At 58.1% G+C, this 14,027-nt stretch carries 12 protein-coding genes; 4 read left to right on the top strand and 8 right to left on the bottom strand.

Annotated elements, in window-relative coordinates:
* Window positions 1–40: 40 nt before the first annotated feature.
* The 4 genes from KK102_RS09220 to KK102_RS09205 all read right to left on the bottom strand — a co-directional run bounded on the left by KK102_RS09220 (window position 41) and on the right by KK102_RS09205 (window position 2,533).
* Window positions 41–940 carry a Dyp-type peroxidase gene (locus KK102_RS09220; RefSeq protein ID WP_089597869.1) on the bottom strand — a complete coding sequence of 300 codons (900 nt, stop codon included), beginning with the start codon at window positions 938–940 and terminating at the stop codon, window positions 41–43.
* 92 nt (window positions 941–1,032) lie between these two features.
* On the bottom strand, window positions 1,033–1,608 hold the full coding sequence (locus tag KK102_RS09215) for an RpoE-regulated lipoprotein (protein ID WP_216357431.1): 576 nt from the start codon (window positions 1,606–1,608) through the stop codon (window positions 1,033–1,035).
* A 63-nt stretch (window positions 1,609–1,671) separates the two neighbouring features.
* Window positions 1,672–2,121, bottom strand: a complete 450-nt coding sequence (locus tag KK102_RS09210; protein ID WP_216357430.1) for a DUF2919 domain-containing protein — start codon at window positions 2,119–2,121, stop codon at window positions 1,672–1,674.
* On the bottom strand, window positions 2,108–2,533 hold the full coding sequence (locus KK102_RS09205) for a GNAT family acetyltransferase (RefSeq protein WP_003861292.1): 426 nt from the start codon (window positions 2,531–2,533) through the stop codon (window positions 2,108–2,110). The genes KK102_RS09210 and KK102_RS09205 overlap by 14 nt, the downstream gene beginning before the upstream one ends.
* A 212-nt stretch (window positions 2,534–2,745) precedes the next feature.
* On the opposite strand from KK102_RS09205, the gene amiA reads away from it, so the two are divergent.
* Window positions 2,746–3,621 carry an N-acetylmuramoyl-L-alanine amidase AmiA gene (gene amiA / locus KK102_RS09200; RefSeq protein WP_126544305.1) on the top strand — a complete coding sequence of 292 codons (876 nt, stop codon included), beginning with the start codon at window positions 2,746–2,748 and terminating at the stop codon, window positions 3,619–3,621.
* Window positions 3,621–4,520 (top strand): oxygen-dependent coproporphyrinogen oxidase, encoded by a 900-nt coding sequence (gene hemF / locus KK102_RS09195; protein WP_216357429.1) that lies wholly within the window; start codon window positions 3,621–3,623, stop codon window positions 4,518–4,520. The genes amiA and hemF overlap by 1 nt, the downstream gene beginning before the upstream one ends.
* Before the next feature lie 97 nt (window positions 4,521–4,617).
* On the opposite strand, the gene maeB is transcribed toward hemF, so the two are convergent.
* Window positions 4,618–6,897 (bottom strand): NADP-dependent oxaloacetate-decarboxylating malate dehydrogenase, encoded by a 2,280-nt coding sequence (gene maeB, locus KK102_RS09190; RefSeq protein WP_216357428.1) that lies wholly within the window; start codon window positions 6,895–6,897, stop codon window positions 4,618–4,620.
* Window positions 6,898–7,143: 246 nt separating this feature from the next.
* On the opposite strand from maeB, the gene tal reads away from it, so the two are divergent.
* Both tal and tkt read left to right on the top strand, forming a co-directional pair.
* Window positions 7,144–8,094 (top strand): transaldolase, encoded by a 951-nt coding sequence (gene tal, locus KK102_RS09185; protein WP_126544302.1) that lies wholly within the window; start codon window positions 7,144–7,146, stop codon window positions 8,092–8,094.
* A 19-nt stretch (window positions 8,095–8,113) separates the two neighbouring features.
* Window positions 8,114–10,102, top strand: a complete 1,989-nt coding sequence (tkt, locus tag KK102_RS09180; RefSeq protein WP_216357427.1) for a transketolase — start codon at window positions 8,114–8,116, stop codon at window positions 10,100–10,102.
* Between the two features lie 94 nt (window positions 10,103–10,196).
* Here the strand turns inward: tkt and KK102_RS09175 are convergent, their stop codons facing one another.
* The 3 genes from KK102_RS09175 to aegA all read right to left on the bottom strand — a co-directional run bounded on the left by KK102_RS09175 (window position 10,197) and on the right by aegA (window position 13,984).
* Window positions 10,197–11,240: a DUF1176 domain-containing protein gene (locus tag KK102_RS09175; protein ID WP_126544295.1), complete on the bottom strand. Its 1,044-nt coding sequence runs from the start codon at window positions 11,238–11,240 to the stop codon at window positions 10,197–10,199.
* A 109-nt stretch (window positions 11,241–11,349) separates the two neighbouring features.
* On the bottom strand, window positions 11,350–11,940 hold the full coding sequence (nudK, locus tag KK102_RS09170) for a GDP-mannose pyrophosphatase NudK (protein WP_126544294.1): 591 nt from the start codon (window positions 11,938–11,940) through the stop codon (window positions 11,350–11,352).
* Window positions 11,941–12,007: 67 nt separating this feature from the next.
* Window positions 12,008–13,984, bottom strand: a complete 1,977-nt coding sequence (aegA, locus tag KK102_RS09165; RefSeq protein ID WP_216357426.1) for a formate-dependent uric acid utilization protein AegA — start codon at window positions 13,982–13,984, stop codon at window positions 12,008–12,010.
* Window positions 13,985–14,027 lie beyond the last annotated feature (43 nt).

The following is a 14,027-nucleotide window of genomic DNA, read 5'->3' as shown; positions in this document are numbered from 1 at the left end:
TGGCGCTAACGCTTACCCGGCCTACGTATGGAGAGCGGTTTTACAGTGCCAGCAGTCGCTCAACGGACGGGGCGAAGTAGTAGCCACCGGTCACCGGTTTGGTGAAGCGCAGCATGGCGTCGCGCTTGCCGTCGGTATCACCAAACATGCTCAGCAGCTGCTGTTCGATGTTATACAGGCGCGCGCAGTAGGCGCAGAAGTAAAGGCCGTGCGTGCCGCTGGCCGTACCGTACGGCAGGCTCTGGCGGACAATCTTCAGCCCTTTTCCGTCTTCTTTGAGGTCAACGCGGGTCAGGTGAGAGGTTACGGGACGGTCATCGCCGTCGATCTCTTCGTTGGCTTCTTTGGTTCGGCCAATCATCATCTCCTGGTCGTGCACGCTCATGCGGTTAAGCTGCTTGAGGTTGTGCTCCCAGCGCTGCACGAACACGTAGCTGCCGCCCGCGTCCACGCCGTCTTTGATCACCGCCACGTCGCGACGCGTCTCTTCGCCTGCCGGGTTTTCGGTGCCGTCAACGAAGCCGCTCAGATCGCGCTCCTCCACCCAGCGGAAGCCATGAACCTCTTCCTGCACCTCAATGCTGTCGCCAAAGGCCTCAACAGCAGCCTGGGCTACGGAGAAGTTCACGTCGTGACGCAGGGAAAGAATGTGGATCAGCACGTCGTACTGCGTGGCGGGTGCAAGGCCTTTGCCGTAAGGGATAAAGTCTTTTAACTCTTCCGCCCCTTCGCCACCGCTCAGCTGACGCCAGACGTTATTGCCAAAGGCGACAACGGCACCGAGGTGGGCTTCCGGGAATTTAGCCTGGAAGGTCGCCAGTTTATCAACGAACACTTTACTGGCCGCACGCAGGGCATCCACGTCCCCTTTAACATTGGCTTCAATCCAAATCGCCGCGCGGCAATGTTCTGGCAAAATGCCACTCTGAACCTGAGACATCGCTCCTCCTGAAATAAAGATGCCACGTCAGCGTGGCATTGATGGCGGCTATTATACCCGGATTTCAGCAAGACGGTTTGTTCAGGCGCAAATTACTGCTTCCAGAGTATTTTGCTCACTTTCCAGCTCTTCAGCGTGTCGTCAGACGGCATCAACCCTTCCGGACCGCTCCAGGTGCCGGTAAAAACATAGCTGATGTGCTGGCTGCCTTCAGCCTTACACTCCACCGCCACTTCATCGTCGGATGGCGCGCTGGAGCAGTTGCCAAAGGCCTGCTTATAAAGATCGCTAAACGGGGTCCCGACCTTCACGCCGCTGGCGGTCGGAATATCTTCATCCATGACGGCAATCCGGTTTACCGTGCCTTTGTCACCGTTAATCACCAGCGCCAGCGTGTCGCCCTTCAGCGCTTCGTAATAGCGAACAATATTGCCGTTTTCGGTTTTCATGCCGCTGCGCAGGCGGTAATCGCTGCTGAGCGCATCCTGAATAGCATTCTGATCCAGCGCCGTCGCGGCGGTAATTTTCCCCACGCCCTGCTCGGTCACTTCCGTTGATGAGCCAAACCAGTTCCACGGATACGCGGCGGACCAGTTAATGGAGGAGAGCGTCGAACAGCCGGTCAATGCCAGCGGGAGAGCGCATAAGAGTAAACGCAGCGATTTCATTGAAACGTCCTTACGTGTTAAATCAACGCTTGTTGGAGTGCGACATCGGCAAAAAGTGCCGCATTAATCATCCTGCGGCGCAAAACAGGCGTGAAGGCGCGGGTTGGTCAGCAGCCACAGCAGCGCCACAATATCGGCAACCACCAGCGCAACGCCGATGCCCGTCAGCGGTTCACCGTACCACCAGAGTACCGGCTGCCAGAAGAGCAGCGCAATCTGGGCAAGGATCAGCAGCCCGCGAAGCGCGCGCCACAAACGCGGGATTGCATGCCGTCGGCCGCTGCACAAGAAAGCCACCACCGCCGGTACGCCCGGCAGCAAGCCGAGCCAGAAGGCATCGTGATCGGGATAAAAGAGCGTCAGCAGCGTGTCGCCCTGCCCGCGCGACGCGGCGGCCATCACGAACAGCACCCAGGTCCGGGCCTGGAGCAGCAGAACGCACCAGAATAAAAAGGGCAGCCTGACGCGCCCCTGCGCGTCATAGTCAGCCGGATGGATCTCAGTACTCTTCATCTTCAATCAAACGCTTGCCCAGAGTCAGCACGTCAGCGTGCTCGTAGCCCAGACGCTCATACATGCCCAGCACCACGTCGTTATCTTCTCGCACCATAATCTGAATTTTCGGACAGCCGCGGGCGATGAGTTTCTTTTCCAGGCGATTGAGCAGCGCATTGGCAATGCCGCGCGCCCGGTATTCCGGATGCACGCCCAGATAATAGGCCGAACCGCGGTGGCCGTCGTAACCGCCCATCACCGTACCGACAACCTCACCGTTCACTTCCGCGACCAGAAACAAACTGACGTCGTGATTCACCTTACGTTCGATGTCCATTTCCGGGTCGTTCCACGGACGCAGCAGATCGCAGCGCTCCCAAAGGGTAATCACCTCTTCGAAATCTTCCTGGCGAAAAACGCGTATCTCCATGGTATTAACCGCCTTTTTGGGTTTAAAAACAGTGATTATGGCGTGAACCCTGCGTTTAGCCAATAACCGGGGAAAATCTCGCCAAAATTTGGCATAATGTCACTTTGTCACGTATTGAAATGAAAAGTAAAACAATTATCAATAAGGACTGTCGTAACGGTAATCACGATACGATATAACACCAGGATCGCAATTTTTACTATTCAGGCCGCATGAGCACATTCAAACCATTAAAAGCACTCACATCGCGTCGTCAGGTTCTCAAAGCGGGGCTGGCGGCCTTAACGTTAACGGGCATCGCTAAGCAGGCTCAGGCAAAAGACGAGAGCACGCTTAAAACCAGCAACGGGCACAGTAAACCGAAAACCAAAAAGCCGGGCGCGAAGCGTCTGGTAATGCTCGACCCGGGCCACGGCGGCATTGATACCGGCGCCATCGGCAAAAACGGGTCGAAAGAAAAACACGTCGTGCTGGCGATTGCAAAAAATGTGCGATCGATTTTACGCAGCAACGGTATTGACGCCCGCCTGACGCGTTCCGGCGACACCTTCATTCCGCTGTACGACCGCGTGGAGATCGCCCACCAGCACGGAGCGGATCTGTTTATGTCGATCCACGCCGACGGCTTTACCAACCCTTCGGCAGCAGGCGCATCGGTGTTTGCGCTCTCCAACCGCGGCGCCAGTAGCGCCATGGCAAAATACCTTTCCGATCGCGAAAACCGGGCGGATGAGGTCGCCGGTAAGAAAGCCACCGATAAAGACCATCTGTTGCAGCAGGTGCTGTTCGACCTCGTGCAGACGGACACCATCAAAAACAGCCTGACGCTCGGCTCGCATATCCTGAAGAAGATTAAGCCGGTGCATCGTCTGCACAGTAAAGGCACCGAGCAGGCGGCGTTTGTGGTGCTGAAATCGCCGTCGATTCCGTCGGTGCTGGTGGAAACGTCCTTTATTACCAACCCGGAAGAGGAGCGACTCCTCGGCACCGCGGCGTTTCGCCAGAAGATCGCCAACGCTATCGCCTCCGGCATTATCAGCTACTTCAACTGGTTCGATAACCAAAAAGCGCACTCCAGGAAACGTTGATGAAACCCAATGCACAGCTGGTCAAAAAATTCCTGCTGCAGCTGCAGGATGATATTTGCCGGAAACTGGCCGCCGTAGACGGCGGTGAATTTCAGGAGGATAACTGGCAGCGCGAAGCCGGCGGCGGCGGGCGCAGCCGGGTGCTGCGTAACGGCGGCATCTTCGAACAGGCGGGCGTCAATTTTTCTCACGTTCACGGCGACGCGATGCCCGCGTCTGCGACGGCGCACCGTCCCGAGCTGGCGGGCCGCAGCTTCGAAGCGATGGGCGTCTCGCTGGTAGTGCATCCGCACAACCCGTTTGTGCCGACCAGCCACGCCAACGTGCGCTTTTTCATTGCCGAAAAACCGGGGGCCGATCCGGTCTGGTGGTTTGGCGGCGGTTTCGATTTAACGCCCTACTACGGCTTCGAAGAGGATGCCGTGCACTGGCACACTACCGCGCGCGATCTCTGTCTGCCGTTTGGCGAAGACGTCTACCCGAAATTTAAAAAGTGGTGTGATGACTACTTTTACCTGAAGCACCGCGACGAACAGCGCGGCATCGGCGGGCTTTTCTTTGACGATCTCAACACGCCGGATTTTGATACCGCGTTCAGCTTTATGCGCGCGGTAGGTGAAGGCTATACCGACGCCTATCTGCCCATCGTCGAACGCCGTAAAAATACCGACTACGGCGTGCGCGAGCGTGAGTTCCAGCTTTACCGCCGCGGGCGCTACGTGGAGTTCAACCTGGTATGGGATCGCGGGACGCTGTTCGGCCTGCAGACCGGCGGGCGCACGGAGTCGATTTTAATGTCGATGCCGCCGCTGGTGCGCTGGGAATACAGCTACGAGCCAAAAGAAGGCAGCCCGGAGGCTGCCTTAAAAGAGTTTATTCAGGTGCGGGATTGGGTGTAACTCCCCTCACCCCGGCCCTCTCCCCATAGGGGAGAGGGTGAAAGACGGCTCGGTGCAGTTCCCTCTCCCCTATGGGGAGAGGGTTAGGGTGAGGGGTTTACAGCGGCTGCGTCTGCGCCTCAACTACCGCCAGCGCCACCATGTTCACGATACGGCGCACGGAGGCAATCGGCGTTAACACGTGCACCGGTTTTGCCACGCCCATCAGTACCGGTCCTACGGTCACCCCTTCAGAGCTGGAGACGCGCAGCAGGTTATAGCTGATACGCGCTGCCTCCACGTTCGGCATAATCAGGATGTTGGCCGATCCCTTCAGCGGACTGTCCGGCATGCGTTCGTTACGGATGCTCTCCACCAGCGCCGCATCGCCGTGCATTTCCCCGTCAATCATCAGCTCCGGCGCGCGCTCGCGCACCAGCGCCAGCGTCTGACGCATTTTGCAGGCCGCCGCGGATTTAGACGAACCAAAGTTCGAGTGCGACAGCAGCGCCACCTTCGGCTCGATACCAAAGCGACGCACGGTCTCGGCGGCCATCACGGTGATCTCCGCCAGCTCGTCCGGGGTCGGATCGTCGTTAACGTAGGTATCGGCAATAAAGGTGTTGCCGCTCGGCAGCAGCAGCGCGTTCATCGCCCCGGCGGTATGGACGCCGTCGCGATAGCCGAAGATCTCCTGCACCACGCTAAAGTGCTCGTGGTAATCGCCGATGGTGCCGCAGATCAGCGCATCCGCCTCGCCGCGATGCACCATGATCGCGCCGATCACCGTCGTGTTGCTGATGACGGCTTTCTGCGCCTGCTCCTGGGTGATCCCCCGCCGTTTCATGATCGCGTAGTATTCGCTCCAGTACTCTTTGAAGCGCGGATCGGATTCGTTGTTAACGATCTCGAAGTCGACGCCCGGCTTAATCTGCAGGCCCAGCTTCTGGATACGCATCTCAATCACGCTCGGACGACCAATCAGGATCGGCTTCGCCAGGCCTAAGGTGATCAGCTCCTGGGTGGCGTGCAGCACGCGCGCCTCTTCCCCTTCCGCCAGCACCACGCGCTTCGCGTCGGCGCGCGCCTGGGAGAAGATCGGCTTCATGAACAGGTTGGTTTTATAGACAAACTCGGTGAGCTTATCGACGTAAGCGTCGAAATCCTGAATCGGACGCGTCGCCACGCCGGAGTCCATCGCCGCTTTGGCCACCGCGGGAGCAATTTTGACAATCAGACGCGGGTCGAACGGTTTTGGAATAATGTAGTCCGGGCCAAAGCTCAGATCCTGATCGCCATAGGCTGAGGCAACCACTTCGCTCTGCTCGGCGTGGGCCAGCTCCGCAATGGCGCGAACGGCGGCAAGCTTCATCTCTTCGTTGATCGCCGTTGCGCCGACGTCCAGCGCGCCGCGGAAGATGAACGGGAAGCAGAGCACGTTGTTCACCTGGTTCGGGTAGTCCGAACGGCCGGTACAGATAATGGCATCTTCACGCACCGCTTTCGCCAGCGGCGGCAGGATTTCCGGTTCCGGGTTCGCCAGGGCCAGGATCATTGGCGCACGCGCCATCTTCTTCACCATCTCCTGGGTCAGCACTTTCGGGCCGGAACAGCCGAGGAAGATATCCGCGCCGTCAATAACGTCCTCAAGCGTGCGTTTACCGTCGTCTTCTACCGCGTACGCCGCCTTGGTTTCCACCATGTTCGGCTCGCGGTCTTTATAGATAACGCCCTTGGAGTCGCAGACCACAATGTTGTGTTTCTGCATACCCAGCGCCACCAGCAGGTTCATACAGGCAATCGCCGCCGCGCCTGCGCCAGAAACCACCATGCGCACGTCGGAGAGATTTTTTTCTACCACGCGCAGGCCGTTCAGAATGGCGGCGGTACTGATAATCGCGGTCCCGTGCTGGTCATCATGGAACACGGGAATGTTCATACGCTCGCGCAGCTTCTGCTCGATATAGAAACATTCCGGCGCTTTGATGTCTTCCAGGTTAATCCCGCCGAAGGTCGGCTCCAGCGCGGCCACCACGTTGATGAATTTATCGGGATCGAGTTCATCCACCTCGATATCGAACACGTCGATACCGGCGAATTTCTTGAACAGAACGCCCTTCCCTTCCATCACCGGCTTACCGGCCAGCGCGCCAATGTTGCCCAGTCCCAGCACCGCCGTACCGTTAGAGATCACGGCGACAAGGTTGCCGCGCGCGGTGTATTTGTAGGCTGCCAGCGGATCTTTTTCGATCTCCAGACACGGCGCAGCGACGCCCGGCGAGTAGGCTAGCGCCAGATCGCGCTGGGTTGCCAGCGGCTTGGTTGGGGAAACCTGGATTTTACCGGGGACGGGGAACTCGTGAAAATCAAGGGCACTCTGTTTTAACTGATCGTCCATCTTGTTATTCCTTTTACGTATCGGTCAGATAGTATCGCCGCAGGACAGCGCATAAACTTTGAAGGCTGCCAAACTCTCACCATCACACATTAAAAATTGTTATCAATTTATAACAGCCATGTTACCCGTCTCAAAAGCAATGCCTCCCCCGTCTGCTATGCTTTTTTGTTAAGTCCATCATGATTTTCTCAGAAGTGTGAACTAACGCACTCAGCTAACGCTTTTATTTCCAAGGAGTAATCATTTATGAACCAGCTAGACGGCATAAAACAATTCACCACCGTGGTTGCAGACAGCGGCGATATCGAGTCGATTCGCCACTATCAGCCGGAAGATGCGACCACCAACCCTTCGCTGCTGCTCAAGGCAGCCGGGCTTACCCATTTTAATCATCTGATTGATGACGCCATTGCCTACGGTAAGCAGCGCGGGAAAACGCAGGAACAGCAGGTCGCCGAAGCCAGCGACAAGCTGGCAGTTAATTTTGGTGCAGAAATTCTGAAAAGCATTCCGGGGCGCGTGTCGACCGAAGTGGACGCCCGCCTCTCGTTCGATAAAGAAAAAAGCATTAACAAAGCCCGCCGCCTGGTGGAACTCTACCAGGAGCAGGGGATCGATAAATCACGCATTCTGATCAAACTCGCCTCCACCTGGGAAGGCATCCGCGCGGCAGAGGTACTGGAAAAAGAGGGCATTCACTGTAACCTGACGCTGCTGTTCTCCTTTGCCCAGGCGCGGGCCTGTGCCGAAGCGGGCGTGTTCCTCGTCTCGCCGTTTGTCGGGCGCATCTACGACTGGTATCAGGCAAAACAGCCGATGGATCCGTACGTGGTGGATGAGGATCCGGGCGTGAAATCGGTGCGTAATATCTACGACTATTATAAACAGCACCGCTACGAAACCATCGTGATGGGGGCCAGCTTCCGCCGTACCGAGCAGATCCTCGCCCTGGCAGGCTGCGACCGTCTCACCATCTCCCCTAACCTGCTCCAGGAACTACAGGACAAAGAAGAGACGGTGATCCGTAAGCTGGTGCCCACCTCCACCGTTCTGCCAAAACCGAAAGCCATGACCGAAGCGGAGTTCCGCTGGGAGCACAACCAGGACGCGATGGCCGTCGATAAACTGGCGGAAGGCATCCGCCTGTTCGCCGTCGACCAGCGCAAACTCGAAGATCTTCTTGCCGCCAAACTTTAACCTTGCCACGGAGTGAACTATGTCCCGTAAAGAGCTCGCCAATGCCATTCGCGCCCTCAGCATGGATGCCGTGCAGAAAGCCAATTCCGGCCACCCCGGCGCACCGATGGGCATGGCCGATATTGCCGAAGTGCTGTGGAACGACTTCCTGAAGCACAACCCGAATGACCCCACCTGGTACGATCGCGACCGCTTTATTCTCTCCAACGGTCACGCCTCAATGCTGCTCTACAGCCTGCTGCACCTTTCCGGCTACGATCTGCCGCTTGAGGAGCTGAAAAACTTCCGCCAGCTGCACTCCAAAACGCCGGGGCACCCGGAGATTGGCTATACGCCGGGCGTGGAGACCACCACCGGGCCGCTCGGTCAGGGGTTGGCCAATGCGGTCGGGCTGGCGATTGCCGAGCGTACGCTGGCGGCACAGTTTAACCAGCCGGATCACGAGATTGTTGACCACTACACCTACGTGTTTATGGGTGACGGCTGCCTGATGGAGGGGATCTCCCACGAGGTCTGCTCCCTGGCGGGCACGCTGGGGCTCGGCAAGCTGATCGGTTTTTACGATCACAACGGCATCTCCATCGACGGGGAAACCGAAGGCTGGTTTACCGACGACACGGCAAAACGCTTCGAGGCCTACCACTGGCACGTGGTGCATGAGATCGACGGCCACGATCCTGAGGCGGTGAAAAAAGCGATTCAGGAAGCACAGAGCGTGAAGGACAAACCGTCCCTGATTATCTGCCGCACGGTCATCGGCTTCGGCTCGCCGAACAAGGCGGGCAAAGAGGAGGCGCACGGCGCTGCGCTGGGCGAGGAGGAAGTGGCGCTGACCCGGCAGAAGCTGGGCTGGAAATACCCGCCGTTTGAGATCCCGAAAGAGATCTACAGAGCCTGGGATGCCCGTGAAGACGGCGAGAAAGCCCAGCACGCCTGGAACGAGAAGTTTGCCGCTTATAAAAAAGCGCACCCTGAACTGGCGGCAGAGTTTTCCCGCCGCATGAGCGGCGGTCTGCCGGAGGACTGGGACGATAAAACCCAGGCGCTGATTGAAAACCTGCAGTCCAACCCGGCGAAAATCGCCACCCGCAAGGCGTCGCAAAATACCCTGAACGCAATCGGCCCTATTCTGCCCGAACTGCTCGGTGGCTCGGCGGACCTGGCGCCAAGCAACCTGACGATCTGGTCCGGCTCGAAATCGCTGAAAGAGGACATTGCCGGGAACTATATCCACTACGGCGTGCGCGAGTTCGGGATGACCGCCATTGCCAACGGCATCGCCCATCACGGTGGGTTTGTGCCGTACACCGCCACCTTCCTGATGTTCGTCGAGTACGCCCGTAACGCGGCGCGCATGGCAGCGCTGATGAAGGCGCGGCAGATTATGGTCTATACCCACGACTCCATCGGTCTGGGAGAAGACGGCCCCACGCACCAGGCGGTTGAACAACTGGCAAGCCTGCGCCTGACGCCTAACTTCAGCACCTGGCGTCCATGCGATCAGGTCGAAGCGGCGGTAGGCTGGAAGCTGGCGGTAGAACGCCACAATGGCCCAACGGCACTGATTCTGTCACGCCAGAATCTGGCGCAGATTGAGCGCACGCCGGAACAGGTGAAAAACATCGCCCGCGGCGGCTACATCCTGAAAGACAGCGGCGGCAAGCCGGACGTGATCCTGATTGCGACCGGTTCCGAGGTGGAAATCACGGTGAAAGCGGCAGAAAAACTGACCGCTGAAGGCCACGCGGTGCGCGTGGTGTCCCTGCCTTCTACGGATATTTTTGACGCTCAGGAAGAGGCGTACCGGGAGTCGGTGCTGCCCTCTAACGTCGCGGCACGCGTGGCGGTGGAGGCTGGTATCGCCGACTACTGGTACAAGTATGTCGGGCTCAAAGGGGCGATTGTGGGCATGCGGGGCTACGGTGAATCCGCCCCTGCCGATAAGCTGTTCCCGTACTTCGGCTTTACCGTTGAGAACGTGGTGGAGAAGGCGCTGAGCGTGATCTAGTGCGGCCTGCGTGCCCGGTGGCGCTGCGCTTACCGGGCCTACGGTTCGAAGTGTCGTAGGCCGGGTAAGGCGAAGCCGCCACCCGGCAGAAAAGCTACCGCGTAATCCACAGCGTGGGCCAGGCGTCTGGCCCGTTCCAGTTATCGCAGCTGGGCTCCTCGGCGTAGCGCACCAGGCGGAAACGCTGGCCGTCAAAACGCCAGCGCGTCTGGATCCCGCAATCGCCTATACCGCGTCCCAGCGCGAGCGTTGTCAGCTCGCGCGTCTTCTCATCAAAGCTGGCATTCATCAGCTCCATCTCACTGCTGTCGCTTGACGGGGTAAACGGCAGACGCAGCCTGATGCTACGGGCTGCAAACGGCTTTTTGCGCGAAACTTGCCACGCCAAATCGACGGTGTTGTACGCCCCTGCTTCACAGCTGACAATCAGCAGCGCTTTGTCATCGGTTAACGCGGTAACGCGGACTTCACGGCGGTTCGGGTCAAGCGAGCATTGACTGTTATTCATCCGCCAGGTGCCATAATCCAGCAGGTCGTTCAACTCTTCATGGGTCAGCGGCGTCGGTGTCGGGTTGACGACCGCGACCTCTTTTAATGCGGGAGCGGGCGGTACGCTCAGCGGCGGACTGTTCCCTTTTTTTATCCAGGCTGTTTTGCTGCCGACGCGTTTTTGCTGGGCGTCGATAAACAGCAGTGCCGCTTTCAGGCCATCCAGTGAGATGACCTGTTTACCACCCTGCAACGTCAGAGCGTGCCCTTCCTGAATGTTTTTCAAAAAAGCGGTGATGGTGGCGGCATCGTCAGTCTTTAGATGCCAGGGCGTTAATTGCCAGTGCTGAGGCGACAGCTTAAGCGGTACGTCATCCAGCAGCAGTCGCGGCGCGATATCAGGCTCTTTCACGGCGGGGGCAGAAAGCCCACCAAGATCGATCCGCAGCGTGGCGTCCGTTTTCGCGCCCGCGCTGCGGCTGAGCGTCATGACCAGACCGCGATGCTCACCGGTATTGCGCGCAACGCAAAAATTCTGGTTATTGCAGGTGACCTGCCAGTCAGAGAAGGACTGCTGGGCGGGAGCAGCCCACACCAATGGCGCGGGTAGCACGCAAAACAGGAAGAGAATAAAAACGCAGTAGCGCATGGATGGCACAATCCCGGAAACGAAAACGTCAAACTGGGCAGTATCTTCGTGTCCGAACCGGGCTTGCTCAATCGGATTTATCGGATAGATTTATCTGAAATGTAATCTATTACCGTTCGAAAGAGGGGCTCATGATCCCGCTCGTTTGTAGGTACTGCAACAATATTACAGCCTTACCGTCCCTGATCTCTCCGCTTCTCACCATTGCGAGTGCCTGAGAAAACGGCATTTCCAGCACCTCAATATCCTCGTCCTCAACGCCACCGCCCCGGTGAATGCGCTGCGCATCGTTGTATTCCGCAATGAAGAAGTGGACAATTTCCGTCACGCCGCCCGGCGACATGAACAGTTCAAACACCTTTTTCACCTCACCCACTTCGAAGCCCGTTTCTTCAACGGCCTCTTTGCGGATACACACTTCAGGCTCATCATCGTCAAGCAGGCCCGCGCAGGTTTCAATTAATCGTCCGTCAGGATTGCCATTCACCCATGTCGCCACGCGGAACTGGCGAATCAATACCACGCTCTGTTTTTCACGGTTGTAGAGCAAAATGGTGGCGCCATTGCCACGGTCGTAGACCTCGCGCTTGTGGCGGATCACTTCACCATTCTTACGCGTTAAATCATAGGTGATGTTACGCAGGACAAAGTAATTTTCGGACAGGATTTTGTCTTTAATAACGTCAATTTTGAGGGTCATACGGGCTCCACGACATAATGAGTGCAGATATACTACGCCGTGGAGCGCACTTTGTCGCCGGTCGGATTTAGTGCGCCTTTGGCGCTGTTATCTCAAGCCAGTCGAGAATTCCCTGCGCCGCATGGCGCCCCTCAGCCATCGCAGTGACCACTAAATCGGCACCGCGCACAGCGTCACCTCCGGCAAAAATTTGCGGGTTGCTGGTCTGGTACCGATAGCGTCCTTCGACAGAGGCAATGATGCGCCCCCAGTCATCCGTTTCCACGCCCTGGGCCTGCAGCCAGGGCATCGCGTGCGGGTTAAAGCCAAACGCCATGATCACCGCATCGGCAGGCAGGACGAACTCACTGCCTGCAACCGGAACGGGACGACGACGACCCTGCGCATCCGGTTCACCCAGTTCGGTGCGCAGCATCCGGATACCGTTGACCTTCCCGTCCGAAGCAAGCGTCAGCTCGACGGGCTGGACGTTAAATTCAAACGCCGCCCCCTCCTCTTTCGCGTTCTTCACCTCTTTCTTTGACCCCGGCATGTTGGCCTCGTCCCGGCGATAGGCACAGGTCACTTTGGCGGCCCCCTGCCGCAGCGCGGTTCGTACGCAATCCATCGCCGTATCCCCTCCGCCGAGTACCACCACATTCAGCCCCTGCGTGTCGATAAACGGCTCCGAGGCGGTCGGTTCAAGCCCCATCACGTGGCGGGTGTTCGCCACCAGGAACGGCAGCGCGTCATAGACACCCGGCGCATCTTCATGAGGGATGCCGGCCTTCATGGAGCGGTAGGTGCCTACGCCAATAAACAGGGCATCATAATCACGCTGCAGCTGCGTCAGAGAGACATCGCGTCCCACTTCGCAGTTGAGTTCGAACCGGATCCCCATCGCGGTAAATATCTCTCTGCGCCGCGCGAGCAGGGATTTATCCAGCTTGAAGGCGGGAATGCCAAACGTCAGCAGTCCGCCGATTTCCGGATGGCGGTCATACACCGTCACGCTCACGCCGCTGCGCACCAGCACGTCGGCGCACGCCAGACCTGCCGGGCCTGCGCCGATAATGGCCACCCGCTTGCCCACCGGGAGGACGTCGCTCATGTCCGGCGTCCAGCCCATCGCCAGCGCCTGGTCTGAGATGTAGCGCTCGATATTACCAATTGTCACGGAACCCGACTCATCGCGCAGCGTGCAGGCACCTTCGCATAAGCGGTCCTGCGGGCAAACGCGGCCAGTAATTTCCGGTAAACAGTTGGTTTGATGGGAGAGTTCTGCCGCACCGGTGATATCCCCCGCGTTGACGCGCGCAATCCACTGCGGAATGTGGTTGTGCAGCGGGCAGATCCACTCGCAGATGCTGTGCTCTCCGCAGGTCAGGCAGCGGGACGCCTCACGTCTGGCCTGTTCAGCCCGAAACGGCAGATAGATTTCGTTGAAATGGCAGGCGCGTTCTTGCGCCGGCAGCTTGTCCGGCTCGCCCCGTGGAGGAGTATTGTGCAACTGCTGTAGTTTGGTTTGCGGCTGAGCCTGCTGCACCGCCTCGCCGTGCCACGGCTGCGCTTCCAGTCGCGCGGTGCGCGTGCGCCGCGCTTTCGACAGATTATCCAGCACGGCGGGAGTGGCAAGCGTGAGCACGTTAGCGGGGCAGTTTTCAATACAGGCAGGCCCCTGAGACCGCGCCAGGCAGAGATCGCATTTGTGCGCCGACGCCTTCACGCTCGCGTTATCCAGCGGCGTAACGATGATGTCCATCGTGCCGAACGGGCAGGCTACCACGCAGGCTTTGCAACCAATGCATTTGTGTTGATTCACCTGTACGCTGTCGCTGTGCTTGCTGATAGCCCCGTTCGGGCAGCTGTGCGCACAGGGGGCATTTTCGCAGTGGTGGCAGGTAACGGGACTGTTCTTCCCCTCTGATTTGAGGACCGTAATACGGGGATGAAAATGGCGCTCGCTCAGAACATGCTGTTCATCATTGTGCGCCATCACACACGCGACCTCACAGGCACGACACCCTATGCATTGCTGGCTGTTGGCCATAATAAAACGATTCATAACGACACCTGTTTTTGGTTCAATAACCTTATTCTTTCTATAT

The sequence above is a fragment of the Enterobacter quasimori genome, assembly GCF_018597345.1.
Classification (GTDB): domain Bacteria; phylum Pseudomonadota; class Gammaproteobacteria; order Enterobacterales; family Enterobacteriaceae; genus Enterobacter; species Enterobacter mori.
The sequence above is the reverse complement of the archived record's forward strand: the minus strand, read 5'-3'. Positions and strand labels throughout refer to the sequence as shown.

Bases quoted from the DNA above. Each gene is read 5' to 3' on its own strand.
- KK102_RS09220 (WP_089597869.1), bottom strand. From the start codon at position 940: ATGTCTCAGGTTCAGAGTGGCATTTTGCCAGAACATTGCCGCGCGGCG.
- KK102_RS09215 (WP_216357431.1), bottom strand. From the start codon at position 1,608: ATGAAATCGCTGCGTTTACTCTTATGCGCTCTCCCGCTGGCATTGACC.
- KK102_RS09210 (WP_216357430.1), bottom strand. From the start codon at position 2,121: ATGAAGAGTACTGAGATCCATCCGGCTGACTATGACGCGCAGGGGCGC.
- KK102_RS09205 (WP_003861292.1), bottom strand. From the start codon at position 2,533: ATGGAGATACGCGTTTTTCGCCAGGAAGATTTCGAAGAGGTGATTACC.
- amiA (WP_126544305.1), top strand. From the start codon at position 2,746: ATGAGCACATTCAAACCATTAAAAGCACTCACATCGCGTCGTCAGGTT.
- hemF (WP_216357429.1), top strand. From the start codon at position 3,621: ATGAAACCCAATGCACAGCTGGTCAAAAAATTCCTGCTGCAGCTGCAG.
- maeB (WP_216357428.1), bottom strand. From the start codon at position 6,897: ATGGACGATCAGTTAAAACAGAGTGCCCTTGATTTTCACGAGTTCCCC.
- tal (WP_126544302.1), top strand. From the start codon at position 7,144: ATGAACCAGCTAGACGGCATAAAACAATTCACCACCGTGGTTGCAGAC.
- tkt (WP_216357427.1), top strand. From the start codon at position 8,114: ATGTCCCGTAAAGAGCTCGCCAATGCCATTCGCGCCCTCAGCATGGAT.
- KK102_RS09175 (WP_126544295.1), bottom strand. From the start codon at position 11,240: ATGCGCTACTGCGTTTTTATTCTCTTCCTGTTTTGCGTGCTACCCGCG.
- nudK (WP_126544294.1), bottom strand. From the start codon at position 11,940: ATGACCCTCAAAATTGACGTTATTAAAGACAAAATCCTGTCCGAAAAT.
- aegA (WP_216357426.1), bottom strand. From the start codon at position 13,984: ATGAATCGTTTTATTATGGCCAACAGCCAGCAATGCATAGGGTGTCGT.